This is a genomic window from Pilimelia anulata (assembly GCF_014647895.1).
Taxonomy (GTDB): domain Bacteria; phylum Actinomycetota; class Actinomycetes; order Mycobacteriales; family Micromonosporaceae; genus Pilimelia; species Pilimelia anulata.
The window spans coordinates 419,977-435,582 of record NZ_BMQB01000001.1 but is presented as its reverse complement, the minus strand read 5'-3'; the positions used below and the strand labels follow the sequence as shown (position 1 = coordinate 435,582).

Below are 15,606 nucleotides of genomic sequence, written 5' to 3'. Positions count from 1 at the left end.
AACCCCCGCCTACGACACCCCGCCGGACGGTACCGGCCCGGCGGCCCCCGCCGCCGCACCGGGCGCCGCCGGGCTCCCGGGCGACGCCGGCCCGGCACGGTCCGCGGGCGCCGGCGCGGCCGGGTCCGCAGCGGCGCCGAGCGGGCGCCACACCGTCCGGGACGGAACCATGACCAGCAAGGCGATGCTCAGCCAGACGTACATGTTGCCGCCGACGAACCCGTCCACGCCCGAGAAGTCCCGCTCCCAGGCCCAGACGATCCGGCTGGACAGCAGCGCCGCGATCAGCCCCACCCCGACCAGCCACCGGGTGCGCCGCCGGCCGGGCGGCAGGTCGAGGGCGTACCCGGCGCAGAGGACGAGCGCCGGCAGCAGCCAGACCAGGTGGTGCACCCAGGTGACCGGGCTGATCAGGCAGCCGAGCACCGCGGTCAGCGCCAGTCCGGCGGCCGCGTCGCACTCCGGCCGGGTGACCCGCCACAGCCAGTACCCGAGCGCCGCCAGCACCAGCACCCCCCACAGCACCCCGCTCGGGTGCTCCGGGTGCAGCCGGGCGACCAGGCCCTGCAGGTTCTGGTTCGAGGCGTACGTCAGCGTGCCGATCCGGTCGGTGTCCCAGATGGCGTCGGTCCAGAAGCCGCGGGCGGTGTCGGGGGTGAGCACGCCCGGCAGCAGCGTGGCCAGGCCGGCGGCGGCCGTGGCCACCCCGGCGGCCCGCCAGCGGCGGGTGACCAGCAGGTAGATGAGGAACACCCCCGGCGTCAGCTTCACCGCCGTGGCCAGGCCGATGCCGACGCCGGCCCAGCGGCTGTCCCGGCCGACGAGCAGCAGGACGTCCGCCGCGACGACCACCAGCAGCAGCAGGTTGACCTGGCCGAAGGTGAACGTCTCCCGGACCGGCTCCAGCGACACCGTCAGCAGTCCGGCCAGCGCCAGCACGTACCAGCGGGGCCAGCCGCGCCGGTCGGCCAGCGGGAGCAGCAGCCAGCGCAGCAGCGCGTACGCGGCGGCGGCGGACGCGGCCACCGAGACCACGATGACCAGCGGCCAGGGCAGGAACGCCATCGGCGCCATCACGTACGCGGCGAACGGCGGGTAGGTGAAGCCGTACTTGGTACCCGGCGTCAGGAAGTCGTAGAGCTGGCCGCCGTCGCGCAGCCAGTAGACCATCGCGCCGCGGTACACGGTCAGGTCGAACCAGCGGTGCCACCACAGGGTGAGCGCCAGGAAGACCGCGACCAGCGCGGCCAGGGCGGCGACGACCGCGCCGGGGCGGCGCGCGAAGCGGGCCCACCGGCCGGCGGGGGCGGGCGCGGCCGGGCGGCGGTCGCCGGCCGCGGCGGGTGCGGCGTGGGTGCTGCTCATCGGGAATCGAGGCTACTGCCGGGCGGCGCGGCGGGCGGCACGGGGGTGGCGCGTTCCCGGAACAACCGGACACCGCCGGCGTGCCCGACCTCCTCGTACCCCTCGCCGGGCAGGGCGGCGACCAGCTCCCGGTACCGCTGCGGGGTGCCGTTCCACTGGCCGGGCGCGTCGCTGGCCACGACCCAGGGGGTGCGCCGGCCGAGGTCCACCCTGGCCTGCGGCCACGCGTACACCGTGCACCGGTCGACGAGCTGCGGCGACAGGTAGTTGTCCGCGGCCACCGTCGCGCCGTCGGGGACGGTGGCCAGCAGCGCCCGGGCGGCGGCGACGCCGTCGAGGGTGACGCCGGGGCGCAGCCGGCCGAGCTTGCCGATCGGCTGCCACACCGCCGTCGCCAGCAGCGCGACGGCCAGCATCAGCCCCGCCGCGACCGGCACCCGCAGCGCCGGGCGCGGGCCCGGCAGCCGGTCGCCGCGCAGCCGGGCGCAGCCGTCGATCGCCGCGGCGAACAGGATCGGCATGAGGACCGCGTTGTAGTGGAAGCCCACCTCCCAGTACGTCCACCGGTCGGCCCAGAACCGCGCCGCCAGCGGCGGCCCGGCGAGCAGCACCAGCGGCGAGCGCAGCGCGGTGAACGCGGTGACCGCCAGCAGCATCGCGACGAGGAACCACTTGGTGCCCGGCGCGAGCAGCCGCAGCAGCGGGTTGGCCGGGGCGGCGACGGCGGAGCCGAGGTAGTCGTACCCGCCGGTGGCGTTGAACGCCGGGATCACCACCGTGACCAGCAGCGCGGTCACCGCGACCGCGGTCGCCATCAGCGCCGCCCCGAGCTTGCGGGGCCCGCGCCAGCACAGGTACGCGCCGATGCCGAACACGATGATCCCCTGGTCCTCCTTCACCAGGAACAGCGGCAGCGCCCACAGCGCCGCCGCCCGCCAGCGCTCGCGGGCCAGCGCGGCGACGCTGCACGCGAGCAGCGGTACCGCGAAGGCGATCTCGTGGAAGTCGAACACCGCGGCCTGCTGGAGCCCGAACGACAGCCCGTACGCGGCGGCGACGGCCAGGCCGGGGCGCTGCCCGAGCCGGTCGATCGCCAGCTTCGTCACCGGGACGACCGACAGCGCCAGCAGCAGGGCCTGGGCGACGATCAGCGTCCGCGGGTCGGGGAACAGCCGGTACGCGGGCGCGAGGGCGGCGAGGATCGGGTGGAAGTGGTCGCCGAGCAGGTGGTACCCGGGACCCTTCAGCTCGGCGACGGGGGCGCGCAGCTCGGCGTACGCCCGGACGGCCTGGGTGAAGATGCCCAGGTCGAAGCCGGTGCTGCGGAGCTGGGCATGGCGCCACAGGCCGACGGCCGCGTACAGCACCGCGAACGCCCCGGCCAGCAACCATCCGAATCGGGCAGGACGCGACACGGCCGGCATCGTACCCCGCCCGCGCCACCCGCCCCCGCGCCGGCACGTCACCCGCCGGGCGGTCGGGCCCTCGCGCCGCGCCGGCCCGCCGGTGGCGCGGCGGCGTGCACCGGCGCACCCGCGGGGCGGGTGGGGGTGCCGGCTCCCGTAGGCTGCGGCCATGGCTCTCGGTTACGTCCGCCCGGCGCGCCCCGCCGAGGCCGCCGGGATCGCCCGGATCCAGCTCACCACCTGGCGGACGGCGTACGCGCGGCTGCTCCCCCGGCACGTCCTCGACGGCCTGGACGCCGACCGGCTCGCCGCCGCCTGGGCCGCCGCGATCGACGCCCCGCCCACCGAGCGGCACCGGGTGCTGGTGGCCGTCGAGCAGGCCGAGTCCGGCGACGCCACGCACGTGGTGGGGTTCGCCGCCACCGGCCCGGCCGACGCCGAGGCGCTGGCGCCGGAGGAGGTACCACTGCCGGCCGACGTCGCCGCGGTCACCGACCTGCTGGTGGAACCCCGCTGGGGGCGGCGCGGGCACGGCAGCCGGCTGCTGGCGGCGACGGTGGACCTGTGGCGGGCGGACGGGTTCGGGCACGCGGTGGCGTGGGCGTACGAGCGGGACCCGGCCACCCGCGGCTTCCTGGCCGGCGCGGGCTGGGAGCCGGACGGCGCGGCCCGCGCGCTGGACGTCGACGACCTGCTGGTCAACCAGCTCCGCCTGCACGTCGACCTGACCGCCCCGCCGACCCCCGACCCGTAGCCCGCCCGGCCGCCGGTCCGGCCCCGACCGCGGGCCGCTCCAGCGAGCACGCGGCCCCACAAACGACAGTGCCGCCACCCCAGCGGGGGCGGCGGCGCCGCGCGGTGCGTCAGGATCCGGTGGATCAGGACCGCGGGTGGATCAGGGCAGCAGCGCGCCCAGGCCCATCGTCAGGCCCGGCCGCTTGAGCACCTGGCGGATCGCCAGCAGCACGCCCGGCATGAACGACGCCCGGTCGTACGAGTCGTGCCGCAGCGTCAGCGTCTCGCCCTGCGCGCCGAACAGCACCTCCTGGTGCGCCACCAGGCCGCGGGCGCGCACCGAGTGCACCGGTACGCCCTCGACCCGGGCGCCGCGGGCGCCGTCCAGCGCCTCCTTGGTCCGGTCCGGCACGTCGCCGAGGCCGGCCTCGGCCCGGGCGGCGGCGATCGCCGCGGCGGTGGCCAGCGCGGTGCCGCTGGGGGCGTCCAGCTTGTCCGGGTGGTGCTGCTCGATGACCTCGACGGACTCGAAGTACCGGGCCGCCCGGGCGGCGAACTCCATCATGAGCACGGCGCCGACGGCGAAGTTCGGGGCGATGACCACGCCGGTGTTCGGCTTGTGGGTGAGCCAGCCGCGGACCCGGTCGATCCGCTGCGGGGTGAAGCCGCTGGTCCCGACGACGACGTTGATGCCCTGCTCGACGCACCAGTGGACGTTGTCCATCACCACGTCCGGGTTGGTGAAGTCGACGACGACGTCGGCGCCGGCGTCAGCGGCGCTGAACAGCCCGTCGCCGATGTCGATCATCGCGACCAGCTCCATGTCCGGCGCGCCGTCGACCGCCTTGCAGGCCTGTGCGCCCATCCGGCCCCGCGCGCCGATCACGCCGACCGTGATCGGGTCCGTCCGCTCCGACATGCCCCACCTCTTCTCCGTACGCCGGCCCACCGGGCCATCGACAGCGGCCGGCGGTCACGCGCCGGCCGGGAAGTCCTTCTCCGTGAACGGTCCCACCACGGCCAGCGACATCGGCTGGCGCAGCAGGCTGCCGGCCACCTCGGCGACGCCCGCGGCGGTCACGGCGTCCACCCGGGCCAGCAGATCATCCACCGACAATTGTTCGTCGTACAGTAGTTCACCCTTGGCCAGCCGCGTCATCCGCGACCCGGTGTCCTCCAGCCCCAGCACGAGCGCGCCCTTGAGCATGCCCTTGCCGCGGACCAGCTCGTCGTCGGTGACCCCGGCCGCGGCGGCCCGGTCCAGATCGGCGCGGATCAGGTCCAGCACCTCGGCGGCCCGGGCGGGGGCGCAGCCGGCGTACACGGCGAAGTACCCGGTGTCGGCGAACTGGCTGGCGTACGAGTACACCGAGTAGGCCAGCCCGCGCCGCTCCCGGATCTCCTGGAACAGCCGGCTGGACATGCCGCCGCCGAGCACGTTGTTCAGCACGCCGAGGGAGAACCGGCGGTCGTCGAGCCGGCCGATCGCCGGCGTGCCGAGGACCAGGTGCGCCTGCTCGGTGTCCTTCTTCTGCACCCGCACGCCGGCCGGCGCCGGCACGACGGCCGGGGTGGACGGGCGGTGCCCGGCCGGCTCGGCCGGGCCGGCGTCCGCGGCCAGCGGCGTGCCGGCCAGCGCCGCCACCACCCGCTCCACGACCTCGTCGTGGTCGAGGCTGCCGGCGGCGGCGATGACGATCCGCGGCGCGGTGTACCGGGTGCGGTAGAAGTCGACGATCTGCGGCCGCTCGATCGCCGTGATCGACGCCTCGGTGCCGGAGATCAGCCGGCCGAGCGCGTGGCCGTCGTAGAGCGTCCCGACGAGCAGGTCGTGCACCTCGTCGCCGGGCTCGTCGTCGTGCATGGCGATCTCCTCCAGGATCACGCCCCGCTCGGTCTCCACGTCCTCGGCGGTCAGCAGCGAGTCGGCCACCAGGTCGCACATGACGTCGATCGCCATCGGCAGGTCGGCGTCCAGCACCCGGGCGTAGTAGCAGGTGTACTCCTTGGCGGTGAACGCGTTGGTCTCGCCGCCGACCGCCTCGATCCGGGAGGAGATCTCCAGCGCGGTGCGCCGCCGGGTCCCCTTGAACAGCAGGTGCTCCAAAAAGTGCGAGACGCCGGAGTCGGCGGGCGCCTCGTCCCGCGAGCCGACCGCGACCCAGACGCCGAAGCAGGCGCTGCGCATCGCCGGGATCGCCTCGGTGACGATCCGCAGGCCCTGCGGCAGCACCGTGCGGCGGACCGTTCCGTGCAGAACCGCCGCGTCGCCGCCGGCCGCGGTCCCGGAACCGGCCCGGGCCGGCGCCCTGCGGCGACCGGCCCGAGTGCGGTACTCGTGGTGAGTGAATGTCATCGACGCTGGTCAGTCCCGGCGCTGCCGACGGCGGCGGGGCTCGCCGCCGTCCCGGGAGCCGCCGTCGCCGCCCTCGCGGGGAGCGTCGCCACCCTCGCGGGGGGCGTCGCCGGCCTCGCGCGGGCCGCCCTCGCCGCGCGGCGGGCGGTCCCCGCCGTCGCGCCGCGGGCCGCGGTCGCGGTCCCGGTCGCCGCGCGGGCGGTCGCCGCCGCCGCGCCGCTCGCCGCCGCCCGCCTCCGCCGGCGCCTCGGCGCCCTCGGGGCGGACCTTGTCCAGGTACACCTTGCCGCGCGCGTCGATGTCCGCGATCTGGACCTCGACCTTGTCGCCGACGTTGAGGAAGTCCTCGACCCGGTCGACCCGCTTGCCGTCGCCCACCTTGGAGATGTGCAGCAGGCCGTCGCGGCCGGGCAGCAGCGAGACGAACGCGCCGAACGCGGCCGTCTTCACCACGGTGCCCAGGAACTTGTCGCCGAGCTTCGGCAGCGTCGGGTTGGCGATCGCGTTGATCCGCTCGACCGCGGCCTCGGCGCTCGGGCCGTTGGTCGCGCCGACGTAGATCGTGCCGTCGTCCTCGATGGAGATCTCGGCGCCGGTCTCGTCCTGGATCGCGTTGATCGTCTGGCCCTTGGGGCCGATCACCATGCCGATCTTGTCGACCGGGATCTTGACGGTGGTGACCCGCGGGGCGTACTCGCTCATCCGCGCCGGGGACTCGATGGCCTCCTGCATGACGCCGAGGATCGTGGTCCGGGCCTCGTGCGCCTGGGCCAGCGCGCCCGCCAGCACGTCCGACGGGATGCCGTCCAGCTTGGTGTCGAGCTGGAGCGCGGTGATGAAGTCCGGCGTACCGGCGACCTTGAAGTCCATGTCGCCGAACGCGTCCTCGGCACCGAGGATGTCGGTCAGCGTCACGTACCGGGTCTTGCCGTCGACCTCGTCGGAGATGAGGCCCATGGCGATGCCGGCGACCGGCGCCTTCAGCGGCACGCCCGCGCTCAGCAGCGACATCGTGGACGCGCAGACCGAGCCCATCGAGGTCGAGCCGTTCGAGCCCAGCGCCTCGGACACCTGCCGGATCGCGTACGGGAACTCCTCCCGCGACGGCAGCACCGGGATCAGCGCCCGCTCCGCCAGCGCGCCGTGGCCGATCTCCCGGCGCTTCGGCGCGCCGACCCGGCCGGTCTCGCCGACCGAGTACGGCGGGAAGTTGTAGTTGTGCATGTACCGCTTGTGCTTCTCCGGCGACAGCGTGTCGAGCTGCTGCTCCATCCGGAGCATGTTCAGCGTGGAGACGCCCATGATCTGCGTCTCGCCCCGCTCGAACAGCGCCGAGCCGTGCACCCGCGGCAGGATGCCGACCTCGGCGGTCAGCGGCCGGATGTCGCGCACCCCGCGGCCGTCGATCCGGACCTGCTCGCGCAGCACGCGCGCCCGGACCTCGGACTTGGTCAGCGAGCGGAACGCCGCCGACAGCTCCTTCTCCCGACCCTCGAACCGCTCGCCGAGCTGCTCCAGCACCCTGGCCTTGATCCGGTCCAGGGCCTCCTCGCGGTCCGCCTTGCCGGCGATCCGCAGGGCCTCGCTGGTCTCGCCGCGGACCAGGTCCGCCACGGCCGCGTACACGTCGTCCTGGTACTCCAGGAAGACCGGGAACTCGGTGATCGGCTTCGCGGCGACCGCGGCCAGCTCGTCCTGCGCCCGGCACAGCTCGCGGATGGCGGCCTTGGCCGCCTCCAGCCCGCCGGCGACGATCTCCTCCGTCGGCGCCTGGGCGCCGTCGGCGACCAGCTTGACGGTGTTCTCGGTGGACTCCGCCTCGACCATCATGATCGCGACGTCGCCGTCGGGCAGGGTACGGCCGGCGACCACCATGTCGAAGGTGGCCCGGGCCAGCTCCTCGTGCGTCGGGAACGCGACCCACTGGCCCTCGACGTGCGCCATCCGGGTGGCCCCGATCGGGCCGGAGAACGGCAGGCCGGAGATCTTCGTGGACAGCGACGCGGCGTTGATCGCCACGACGTCGTACGGGTGCTCCGGGTCGAGCGCGAGGATCGTGCAGACGACCTGGACCTCGTTGCGCAGGCCCTTGACGAAGCTGGGCCGCAGCGGGCGGTCGATCAGCCGGCAGGTGAGGACGGCGTCCTCACTGGGCCGGCCCTCGCGGCGGAAGAACGAGCCGGGGATCCGGCCCGCGGCGTACATCCGCTCCTCGACGTCGACGGTGAGCGGGAAGAAGTCGAACTGCTCCTTGGGCGTCTTGCCCGCGGAGGTGGCCGACAGCACCACGGTGTCGGCGAGCCGGGCGGTCACCGACCCGGCGGCCTGCCGGGCGAGCCGGCCGGTGGAGAAGACGACCTCCCGGGTGCCGAAGCTCCCGTTGTCGATGGTCGCCTTGCTGTGCTGGGTGCCGAGAGTCGTTGGCTCGGTCATGTACCGGTGTACTCCGTTTCGGTCGTGGGGCCACGAACCGAGGGGAAACCGCACGCGCGGCCGGTCTTCGATCGAAGCTCCCGGTGGCGGCCGAGGCGGCCGGCCCGGGGGCCACTACCGAGGACCGGTACCAAGCGGACCGGTCGCCCCGGGCCCATACCCCGGGAAGTGGGCGGGCCCGGCGGGTTCGCCGGGCCCGACGCGGTCAGCGGCGCAGGCCGAGGCGCTCGATGAGCGACCGGTAGCGGCCGATGTCCTTCTTCTGGATGTAGTTGAGGAGGCGGCGGCGGCGACCCACCAGCAGGAGCAGGCCGCGCCGGCTGTGGTGGTCGTGCTTGTGCCGCTTCAGGTGTTCGGTGAGCTCCGCGATCCGCTTCGTGAGGACGGCCACCTGGACCTCCGGCGAGCCGGTGTCCCCCTCGGCCGTCGCGTACTCCGCGCGGATGTCCGCCTTCGCTGCCTGGTCGAGCGCCATGGTCTCCCTAGTTCTCTGAGGGTGATGATCGCTCCGCTCCCACGGCGTCGTGCAGGTGGCGGAGCCGTGCCCCGGACCCCGGCTCCGCGCGGGTCGCGGCGGAGCGGTGCCGTCGCGCGGCGCGCTGCACGTCCCGTGCTGCGGCGCGGTCCCGACGGCGGGGCCGGAGAGGTGGCGGGGGTCCCGCCACGCGGTCCTCACCCTACCAGGCGACGCCGTACGACCCGCGGCGGACCACCGCCGGTGATCACCCCAGCAGGGTGCGGGTGCGGGCGACGTCGTCCCCGATCGTGGTGACCAGATCCTCGACCCGGGCGAACGTCTCCTGGCCGCGCAGCCGGGCGACGAAGTCGAGGGCGAGCCGCTCGCCGTACAGGTCGCCGGCGAAGTCCAGGGCGTACGCCTCGACCCGCCGCTCGTCCCCCCGGAAGGTGGGGTTGGTGCCGATCGAGACCGCCGCCCGCAGGGCCGGCGGGCCGTCGGCGGCCACCGGCGTGCCGTCGGGGCGGACCAGCCACGCGGCGTACACGCCGTCGGCCGGCAGCGCGGCGTGCGGCTCGCAGAGCAGGTTGGCGGTCGGGAACCCCAGCTCCCGGCCGCGCCGGTCGCCGCGGACCACCACGCCCTCGATCCGGTGCGCCCGGCCGAGCGCGGCCGCCGCGGCGGCGACGTCCCCGGCGGCGACGCAGGCCCGGATGTACGTGGAGGAGAAGACCTCGGCCCCGCCCGCGGCGGCGGGCGGCGGGAAGGCGGCGGGCGGGGGGACGGCGGCGGGCGGCGGGGCGGTGGCGGCGCCGACCAGCGGGGCGCCCTCGACGGCGAAGCCGAAGCGGCGGCCCAGGGTGTCCAGCAGCGCCACGTCGCCGGCCGCCCGGTGGCCGAACCGGAAGTTCTCCCCCACCACGACCAGCGCGGTGTGCAGCCGCTCGACCAGGACGTCGTACACGAACTCCTCCGGCGGCAGCCGGGAGAACTCGCGGGTGAACGGCAGCACCCAGAGCGCGTCCACGCCCAACTCGGCGATCAGCTCCGCCTTGCGGGTGGCCGAGGTGAGCACGGCCGGGTGGGCGCCGGGTCGGACCACCTCGGCCGGGTGCGGGTCGAAGGTGACGATCACGCTGCGTAACCGCCGGGCGCGGGCCTCGGCGACGGCGTGGCCGATCGTGGCCCGGTGGCCCCGGTGCACGCCGTCGAAGACGCCGATCCCGACCACCGACCGGCCCCAGCCCGCCGGTACCGCCCCGAGTCCCCGCCACCGCTGCATGGCCCGAGCCTAGGCCGCCCACCCCGACCGGGCCGCGTCAGGGGACGCCGGCGACCGTGTGCTGGAGCTGCTGGACGAGCGCGATCGCCCGCTCGGTGGCCGACTCCAGCGGCGGCAGGTCCTTGCGGGCCGGGCTGTCCGGGTCGGCGGGCAGGTCCTCGGCGAGGAAGGCGACGTAGTTCTGCACGATGCCGAGGACGTTCGCCAGCTCGTGCGCCGTATGCCCGATCTCCCGGCGCAGCCGGTCCAGCTCCCGGGCCGCCTCGTCGTCCACCGACACCCCTCCCCGGCCGGCCCGCGCGGCGGGCGGTGGCGCCCGGCGCCCGGCACGGCCCCATCATCCGGTAGTGCACCTCCGCATGTCACGCGATCTGGTTACAGTTTGCGTGGAGAGGGTGATGGACAGTAATCAACTGATCACGCTGGTCGCCGAGTCGTGCCTCGCGATCGTCTTCCTGCGCGCGCTCTGGGGCTACCTGCTGAGCCGCGACCCGGTGCAGCGCGACGTCACGGCCATGTTCGCCGCGGCCGCGGCGCTGTTCGTGCTGGACCTCGTCACGGTGCTCGGCCAGTCCGTGCACCGGGTGGTCTGGGCGACGGCGCTGGCGCTGCTGCTGCTCCAGCCGTACCTCACCCTGCGGCTGGCCCAGCGGCTGCACCACGTGCCGCACTGGCTCGGCCGGGCCACCATCGGGGCGTACCTGGTGGCGGCCATCCCGGCCGTCGTCGCGCCGCGGCCGCTGGCCTGGGGCCTGACCCTGGGGTTCATCGTCGTCTTCATGGTCACCGAGGGCATCGCCGCCGGGTACCTGGCCGTGGAGGCCCGCCGGCGGACCGGCGCCAGCGCCGTCCGGTTGATGATCACCGCCTGGGCGACCGGGCTGTTCGCCGCCGCCGGCGCGGCGCTGGGCGGCAGCGTGGTGGCCGGCGAGGCCCTGGCGACCGCCGGACGGCTGCTCGCCCTGCTGGCCTCGGTCGGGTACCTGCTCGCCTTCTTCCCGCCGCTGTGGCTGCGCCGGCAGTGGTCGGCCGCCGCCGCGTACACCGTCGGCGAGCGCATCCTCAACGCCCCGGCCACCGACACCAGCGCCCGGATCTGGCACCGGTACGCCCGGACCGTCCGCGAGGTGGCCGGCTCCGACGCCGTGGCCGTGCTGCTCAAGGACCGGGAGCAGGACGCGCTCGTCCAGCCGGCCACGGCCGGCTTCACCATCGCCCCGCCGGAGAGCTGCCGGGTGCACGACCTGGACTTCCTGCTCGCCGGGCGGCGGCCGTTCGCGCTGGCCGGGGAGGCGCCGAACCCGATCGTCGGGCACTACGCCACCGTGCTGCCCGGCCGGTTCCTCACCGCGGTACCGCTGACGGTCCCGCCGGACACCGAGGGCGCGCTGCTCGTGCTGGACGCCCACCGCGGCCTGTTCGCCGAGGACGACCTGCGGATGCTCGCCGACCTGGGCGGGCAGGCCGGCATCCTGGCCGAGCGGGGCGAGGTGATCGCCGAGCGCGGCCGGCTGGCCGACAAGCTGGCCGACTCGGTCGAGGCGCTGACCGTGGCCAGCCGGGCCAAGTCCAACTTCCTGGCCAGCATGAGCCACGAGCTGCGTACGCCGCTCAACGCGATCATCGGCTTCTCCGACCTGATGCGGGGCGAGGAGGCCCGCGGGGACCAGCGGCTCGTCCCGGCCGACTGGGTGGACCACATCCACTCCAGCGGCCGGCACCTGCTCGGGCTGATCAACGACGTCCTGGACCTGACCAAGGTCGAGGCGGGCCGGCTGGACCTCCAGCCGGTCCCGCTGCGCCTGGACACCGCCGCGGCCGACCTGCTCACCGCGCTGCGCCCGCTGGTCGACCGCAAGGAGCTGCACGCGCACAACGAGCTGCCGGCGCTGACCGCGCACGTCGACCCGGTCCGGTACCGGCAGATGCTGGAGAACCTGCTCTCCAACGCGATCAAGTTCACGCCCGCGGGCGGGCACATCACGCTCACCGGCGCCGCCGCCGGCCCGCAGGTCACCGTCAGCGTGACCGACACCGGCATCGGCATCGAGGCCGGCGACCACCACCGGGTGTTCGAGGAGTTCCAGCAGGTCGGCGACCCGACCCAGCGGCAGGCCGGGACCGGGCTGGGGCTGGCGCTCACCCGGCGGCTGGCGCAGGCGCACGGCGGCGACATCCGGATGCGCTCGGAGCCGGGGCAGGGCAGCCAGTTCACCCTGTACCTGCCGGCGGCGATGCCGACGCCCAGCGAGCGCAGCGAGAGCCGGCGCGAGGGCGCGGCGCTCGGTCGGGTGCTGCTGATCGAGGACGACCTGCGGGCCGCCGAGCTGGTCCGCACCTACCTGACCGCCGCCGGGTACGACGTCCAGCTCGCCAGCACCGGCGAGGCCGGCCTGCAGATGGCCCGGGCGAACCCGCCGGACGCGGTGCTGCTCGACGTCCAGCTCCCCGGCATGGACGGCTGGGAGGTGCTGCGCCAGTTCAAGAACGACGCGGGGCTGGCCACCGTACCCGTTCTGGTGGTCACCGTGCTCGACGAGCGGCGTACCGGCGTCGCGATGGGCGCGGCGGAGTACTTTGTCAAACCGGTGGAGCACGGCGAACTGCTGGCCGCGCTGGCCCGGCACGTGCCGGGCCGCGACCCGGCCGGCTGGCCGGGCAACGACGCCTCGGCGCTGCGCCCGCGCCGGCGCGACCACGACCGGCAGGAGCGCTCGTCGGGCGCCGCGCCGACCGACGACACCGCCGCCGACCGGACCCTGGCCGTCCCGCACGACAGCACCGGAGGAGCATCATCATGACCGCGCATCAGGTCCTGCTGGTCGAGGACGAGGAGCTCAACCGCGTGCTCGTGCGGGCGAGCCTGGCCAGGGCAGCCGACCCCGAGGTGCGCGACGTGCAGCTCACCGAGGTGGCCACGCTGGCCACCGCCCGGGCCGCGCTGGCCAGCGCCCCGCCGGACGTCGTCCTGCTCGACCTCAACCTGCCCGACGGCAACGGCCTGACCCTGGCCACCGAGCTGGCCGGGCAGGACGAGACCCTCCGGCCGGAGGTGGTGGCGCTGACCGCGAGCGTGCTGCCGGCCGAGCGGGCGGCGGCGATGGCGGCGGGCTGCGACGGCTTCCTGGACAAGCCGTACGTGGCGGCCGACCTGGTCTCGATCCTCTCCACCCACCTGAAGCGCCGCGCCGAGCGCCCCAACGGCCGCCCCTGACGCGCCGGCCGCGGGTCAGGCGGCGGCGAAGACGACGTCCGGGCGAGCCCGGCCGTCGCGGTCGCGGAGCACCGCGAGCAGGTCGCCCGCGGGCCCGATCGCCGCGTACGGCCCGGCGATCCCGCCCGGCGCCAGCGGGCCGCCGTGGGACAGCGTGCGCGCCGCCGCCTCGTCCACGTCCCGGGCGGGCAGGAACCGGCGGGCCGCCTCCGCCATCGGCAGGCCGGTCACCGGCTCGTCCCCGGCCCGCTCGGCCAGCTCGTCCAGCGTCGCCGCCTCGGCCAGCGTGAAGCCGCCGACCGCGGTGCGCCGCAGCGCCGTGAGGTGGCCGCCGACCCCGAGCGCCGCGCCGAGGTCGCGGGCGATGGCCCGGACGTACGTACCGGAGGTGCAGCGCAGCGCCACCTCGACGTCCACCAGGTCGGCCGTCGGCCGGCTGATCGCCCCGACGGTCAGCTCGTGGACGGTGACCCGCCGCGGCGCCAGCTCGACCTGCTCGCCGTCGCGCACCCGCCGGTACGCCCGCACCCCGTCCACCTTGATCGCGCTGACCGCGGTGGGCACCTGGTCCAGCTCGCCGGTCAGCGCGGCCAGCCCGGCGACGATCGCGGCGTCGGTCACGCCGCCGGCGCCGCGCGCGGCGGTGACCTCGCCCTCGGCGTCGTCGGTCACCGTGGACTGCCCGAGCCGGATGGTGCCGGTGTACGCCTTGTCGGCCCCGATCACGTACGTCAGCAGGCGGGTGGCCCGCCCGACGGCGACGACGAGCACCCCGGTGGCCATCGGGTCGAGCGTGCCGCCGTGCCCGACCTTGCGGGTCCGGGCCAGCCGCCGCATCCGCCCGACGACGTCGTGCGACGTCCACCCGGCGCTCTTGTCGACCACCACCAGCCCGTCCGCACTCATCCCCCCAGCCTCCCACGCCCCACCCCGCACGCCCGTCCCCGGGCCCGCCCGCGGGTACGCACCGCGACGCACGGCACCACGGGGGTAGGGAGGGTCAGGCGCGCTGGCGCAGCCAGGCCGGGGTCCGGAAGCGGGCCAGCAGCAGCACCAGCCGCGCCAGGACGAACAGCGCCAGCCCGATCCACACCCCCCGCAGCCCCGACCCCGTCCGCGCCGCGACCAGGCTCGCCGGCGCGAACACCCCCACCGCGCTGACCACCGCGACCGTCCGCAGGTACCGCGCGTCCCCGGCCCCGATCAGCACCCCGTCCAGGGCGTACACCACCCCCGCCAGCGGCAGCACCGCGACGAACCACGGCCAGGCCCGCCCCGCCTCCGCCCAGACCAGCGGATCGCCCGTGAACAGCCGCGGCAGTACCACCGCCCCCGCCCCGAGCAGCACCGCGAGCACCGCCCCGCCGGCCAGCCCGAGCAGCCCGCTGCGCCGGGCCAGGCCGGCGGCGCCGCGCTCGTCCCCCGCCCCCAGCGCCGCGCCGACCAGCGCCTGCGCCGCCACCGCTACCGCGTCCAGCACGAACGAGCAGAGCATCCACAGGTGCAGCGCGATCTGGTGCGCCGCCAGCGCCGCCGCGCCGAACCGGGCCACCACCGCCGCCGCGCAGAGGAACGCCCCGTGCATGGCCGCGCCGCGGATCAGCAGGTCCCGGCCGAGCCGCACCTGGCCGGCGAGCAGGTCCGGCCGCGGGCGCAGCGGCACCCGCTCGGCGAGCAGCGCCCGGACGAACAGCGCCCCGCCGAGGGTCTGCGCGCCGACGTTGGCCCAGGCCGAGCCGACCAGCCCCAGCCCGGCGGTGTGCACGAGCAGCGGGCAGGCGGCGGCCGAGAGGGCGTTGGTGCCGATGACGTACCGCAGCGGGCGGGCGGTGTCCCGGACGCCGCGCAGCCAGCCGTTGCCGGCCAGCGTCAGCAGGATGCCCGGCGCGCCCCAGGCGGCCACCCGGAGCCAGGCGGCGGCGCCGTCGACCACGGCCGGGTCGCCGCCGCCGAGCAGCCGGGCCAGCGGCGCGGCGCCCCACACCGCGCCGACGGCGAGCGCGGCGCCGAGCGCCAGGGCCAGCCAGGACGCCTGGACGCCCTCGGTGACCGCGCCGCGGCGGTCGCCGGCGCCGTACCGGCGGGCGGCCCGGCCGGTGGTGGCGTACGCGATCAGGGTGCCCAGCCAGGCGGCCACGGTCATCACCGCCCCGCCGAGCGCGAGCCCGGCCAGCGGGACCCGGCCGAGCCGGCCGACGACGGCGGTGTCGACGAGTACGTACAGCGGCTCGGCCGCGAGCACGACGAGGGTGGGCAGGGCCAGCCGGACGAGCGCCCGTACCGGGGCGGCGGTCGGCGGCGGGTGGTCCACCCGCCCATCATCGCACCGGCGGTAAGGCTCCGCCAGCCCCGATGCCC

General features: G+C 75.8%; 13 protein-coding genes. 3 read left to right on the top strand and 10 right to left on the bottom strand.

The window, feature by feature from the left end; all coding sequences use genetic code 11:
- Positions 1–9: 9 nt before the first annotated feature.
- Together IEY94_RS01945 and IEY94_RS01940 are read right to left on the bottom strand one after the other, a co-directional pair.
- Positions 10–1,365 carry a glycosyltransferase 87 family protein gene (locus IEY94_RS01945; RefSeq protein WP_189168255.1) on the bottom strand — a complete coding sequence of 452 codons (1,356 nt, stop codon included), beginning with the start codon at positions 1,363–1,365 and terminating at the stop codon, positions 10–12.
- Positions 1,362–2,780: a DUF2079 domain-containing protein gene (locus IEY94_RS01940; RefSeq protein ID WP_189168254.1), complete on the bottom strand. Its 1,419-nt coding sequence runs from the start codon at positions 2,778–2,780 to the stop codon at positions 1,362–1,364. The genes IEY94_RS01945 and IEY94_RS01940 overlap by 4 nt, the downstream gene beginning before the upstream one ends.
- A gap of 160 nt (positions 2,781–2,940) precedes the next feature.
- Between IEY94_RS01940 and IEY94_RS01935 the strand changes: the two genes are divergently transcribed.
- Positions 2,941–3,525 (top strand): GNAT family N-acetyltransferase, encoded by a 585-nt coding sequence (locus IEY94_RS01935; protein WP_189168253.1) that lies wholly within the window; start codon positions 2,941–2,943, stop codon positions 3,523–3,525.
- A 141-nt stretch (positions 3,526–3,666) separates the two neighbouring features.
- Here IEY94_RS01935 and dapB read toward each other — a convergent pair whose 3' ends face one another.
- From dapB to IEY94_RS01905, 6 genes are all read right to left on the bottom strand, one after another.
- On the bottom strand, positions 3,667–4,425 hold the full coding sequence (dapB, locus tag IEY94_RS01930) for a 4-hydroxy-tetrahydrodipicolinate reductase (RefSeq protein ID WP_189168252.1): 759 nt from the start codon (positions 4,423–4,425) through the stop codon (positions 3,667–3,669).
- Positions 4,426–4,479: 54 nt separating this feature from the next.
- Positions 4,480–5,862: a M16 family metallopeptidase gene (locus IEY94_RS01925; RefSeq protein ID WP_189168251.1), complete on the bottom strand. Its 1,383-nt coding sequence runs from the start codon at positions 5,860–5,862 to the stop codon at positions 4,480–4,482.
- A 9-nt stretch (positions 5,863–5,871) separates the two neighbouring features.
- Complete coding sequence (locus tag IEY94_RS01920) at positions 5,872–8,295, bottom strand: polyribonucleotide nucleotidyltransferase (RefSeq protein ID WP_189168250.1); 2,424 nt, start codon at positions 8,293–8,295, stop codon at positions 5,872–5,874.
- Between the two features lie 205 nt (positions 8,296–8,500).
- Positions 8,501–8,770 (bottom strand): 30S ribosomal protein S15, encoded by a 270-nt coding sequence (gene rpsO, locus IEY94_RS01915; protein ID WP_189168249.1) that lies wholly within the window; start codon positions 8,768–8,770, stop codon positions 8,501–8,503.
- Between the two features lie 247 nt (positions 8,771–9,017).
- Positions 9,018–10,034 carry a bifunctional riboflavin kinase/FAD synthetase gene (locus IEY94_RS01910; protein WP_189168248.1) on the bottom strand — a complete coding sequence of 339 codons (1,017 nt, stop codon included), beginning with the start codon at positions 10,032–10,034 and terminating at the stop codon, positions 9,018–9,020.
- Between the two features lie 37 nt (positions 10,035–10,071).
- Positions 10,072–10,308, bottom strand: a complete 237-nt coding sequence (locus IEY94_RS01905) for a hypothetical protein (protein WP_189168247.1) — start codon at positions 10,306–10,308, stop codon at positions 10,072–10,074.
- A gap of 124 nt (positions 10,309–10,432) precedes the next feature.
- Here IEY94_RS01905 and IEY94_RS01900 point away from each other — a divergent pair, with 124 nt between their 5' ends.
- Both IEY94_RS01900 and IEY94_RS01895 read left to right on the top strand, forming a co-directional pair.
- The gene (locus IEY94_RS01900; protein ID WP_189168246.1) at positions 10,433–12,835 is read left to right on the top strand and encodes a hybrid sensor histidine kinase/response regulator; all 2,403 of its coding nucleotides are present in this window, start codon (positions 10,433–10,435) and stop codon (positions 12,833–12,835) included.
- Entirely contained in the window at positions 12,832–13,248 is a 417-nt protein-coding gene (locus IEY94_RS01895; protein ID WP_189168245.1) for a response regulator, read from the top strand. The genes IEY94_RS01900 and IEY94_RS01895 overlap by 4 nt, the downstream gene beginning before the upstream one ends.
- 15 nt (positions 13,249–13,263) lie before the next feature.
- Here the strand turns inward: IEY94_RS01895 and truB are convergent, their stop codons facing one another.
- Together truB and IEY94_RS01885 are read right to left on the bottom strand one after the other, a co-directional pair.
- Positions 13,264–14,154: a tRNA pseudouridine(55) synthase TruB gene (gene truB / locus IEY94_RS01890; protein WP_189168244.1), complete on the bottom strand. Its 891-nt coding sequence runs from the start codon at positions 14,152–14,154 to the stop codon at positions 13,264–13,266.
- Positions 14,155–14,248: 94 nt separating this feature from the next.
- Positions 14,249–15,559, bottom strand: a complete 1,311-nt coding sequence (locus IEY94_RS01885) for an MATE family efflux transporter (protein WP_189168243.1) — start codon at positions 15,557–15,559, stop codon at positions 14,249–14,251.
- Positions 15,560–15,606 lie beyond the last annotated feature (47 nt).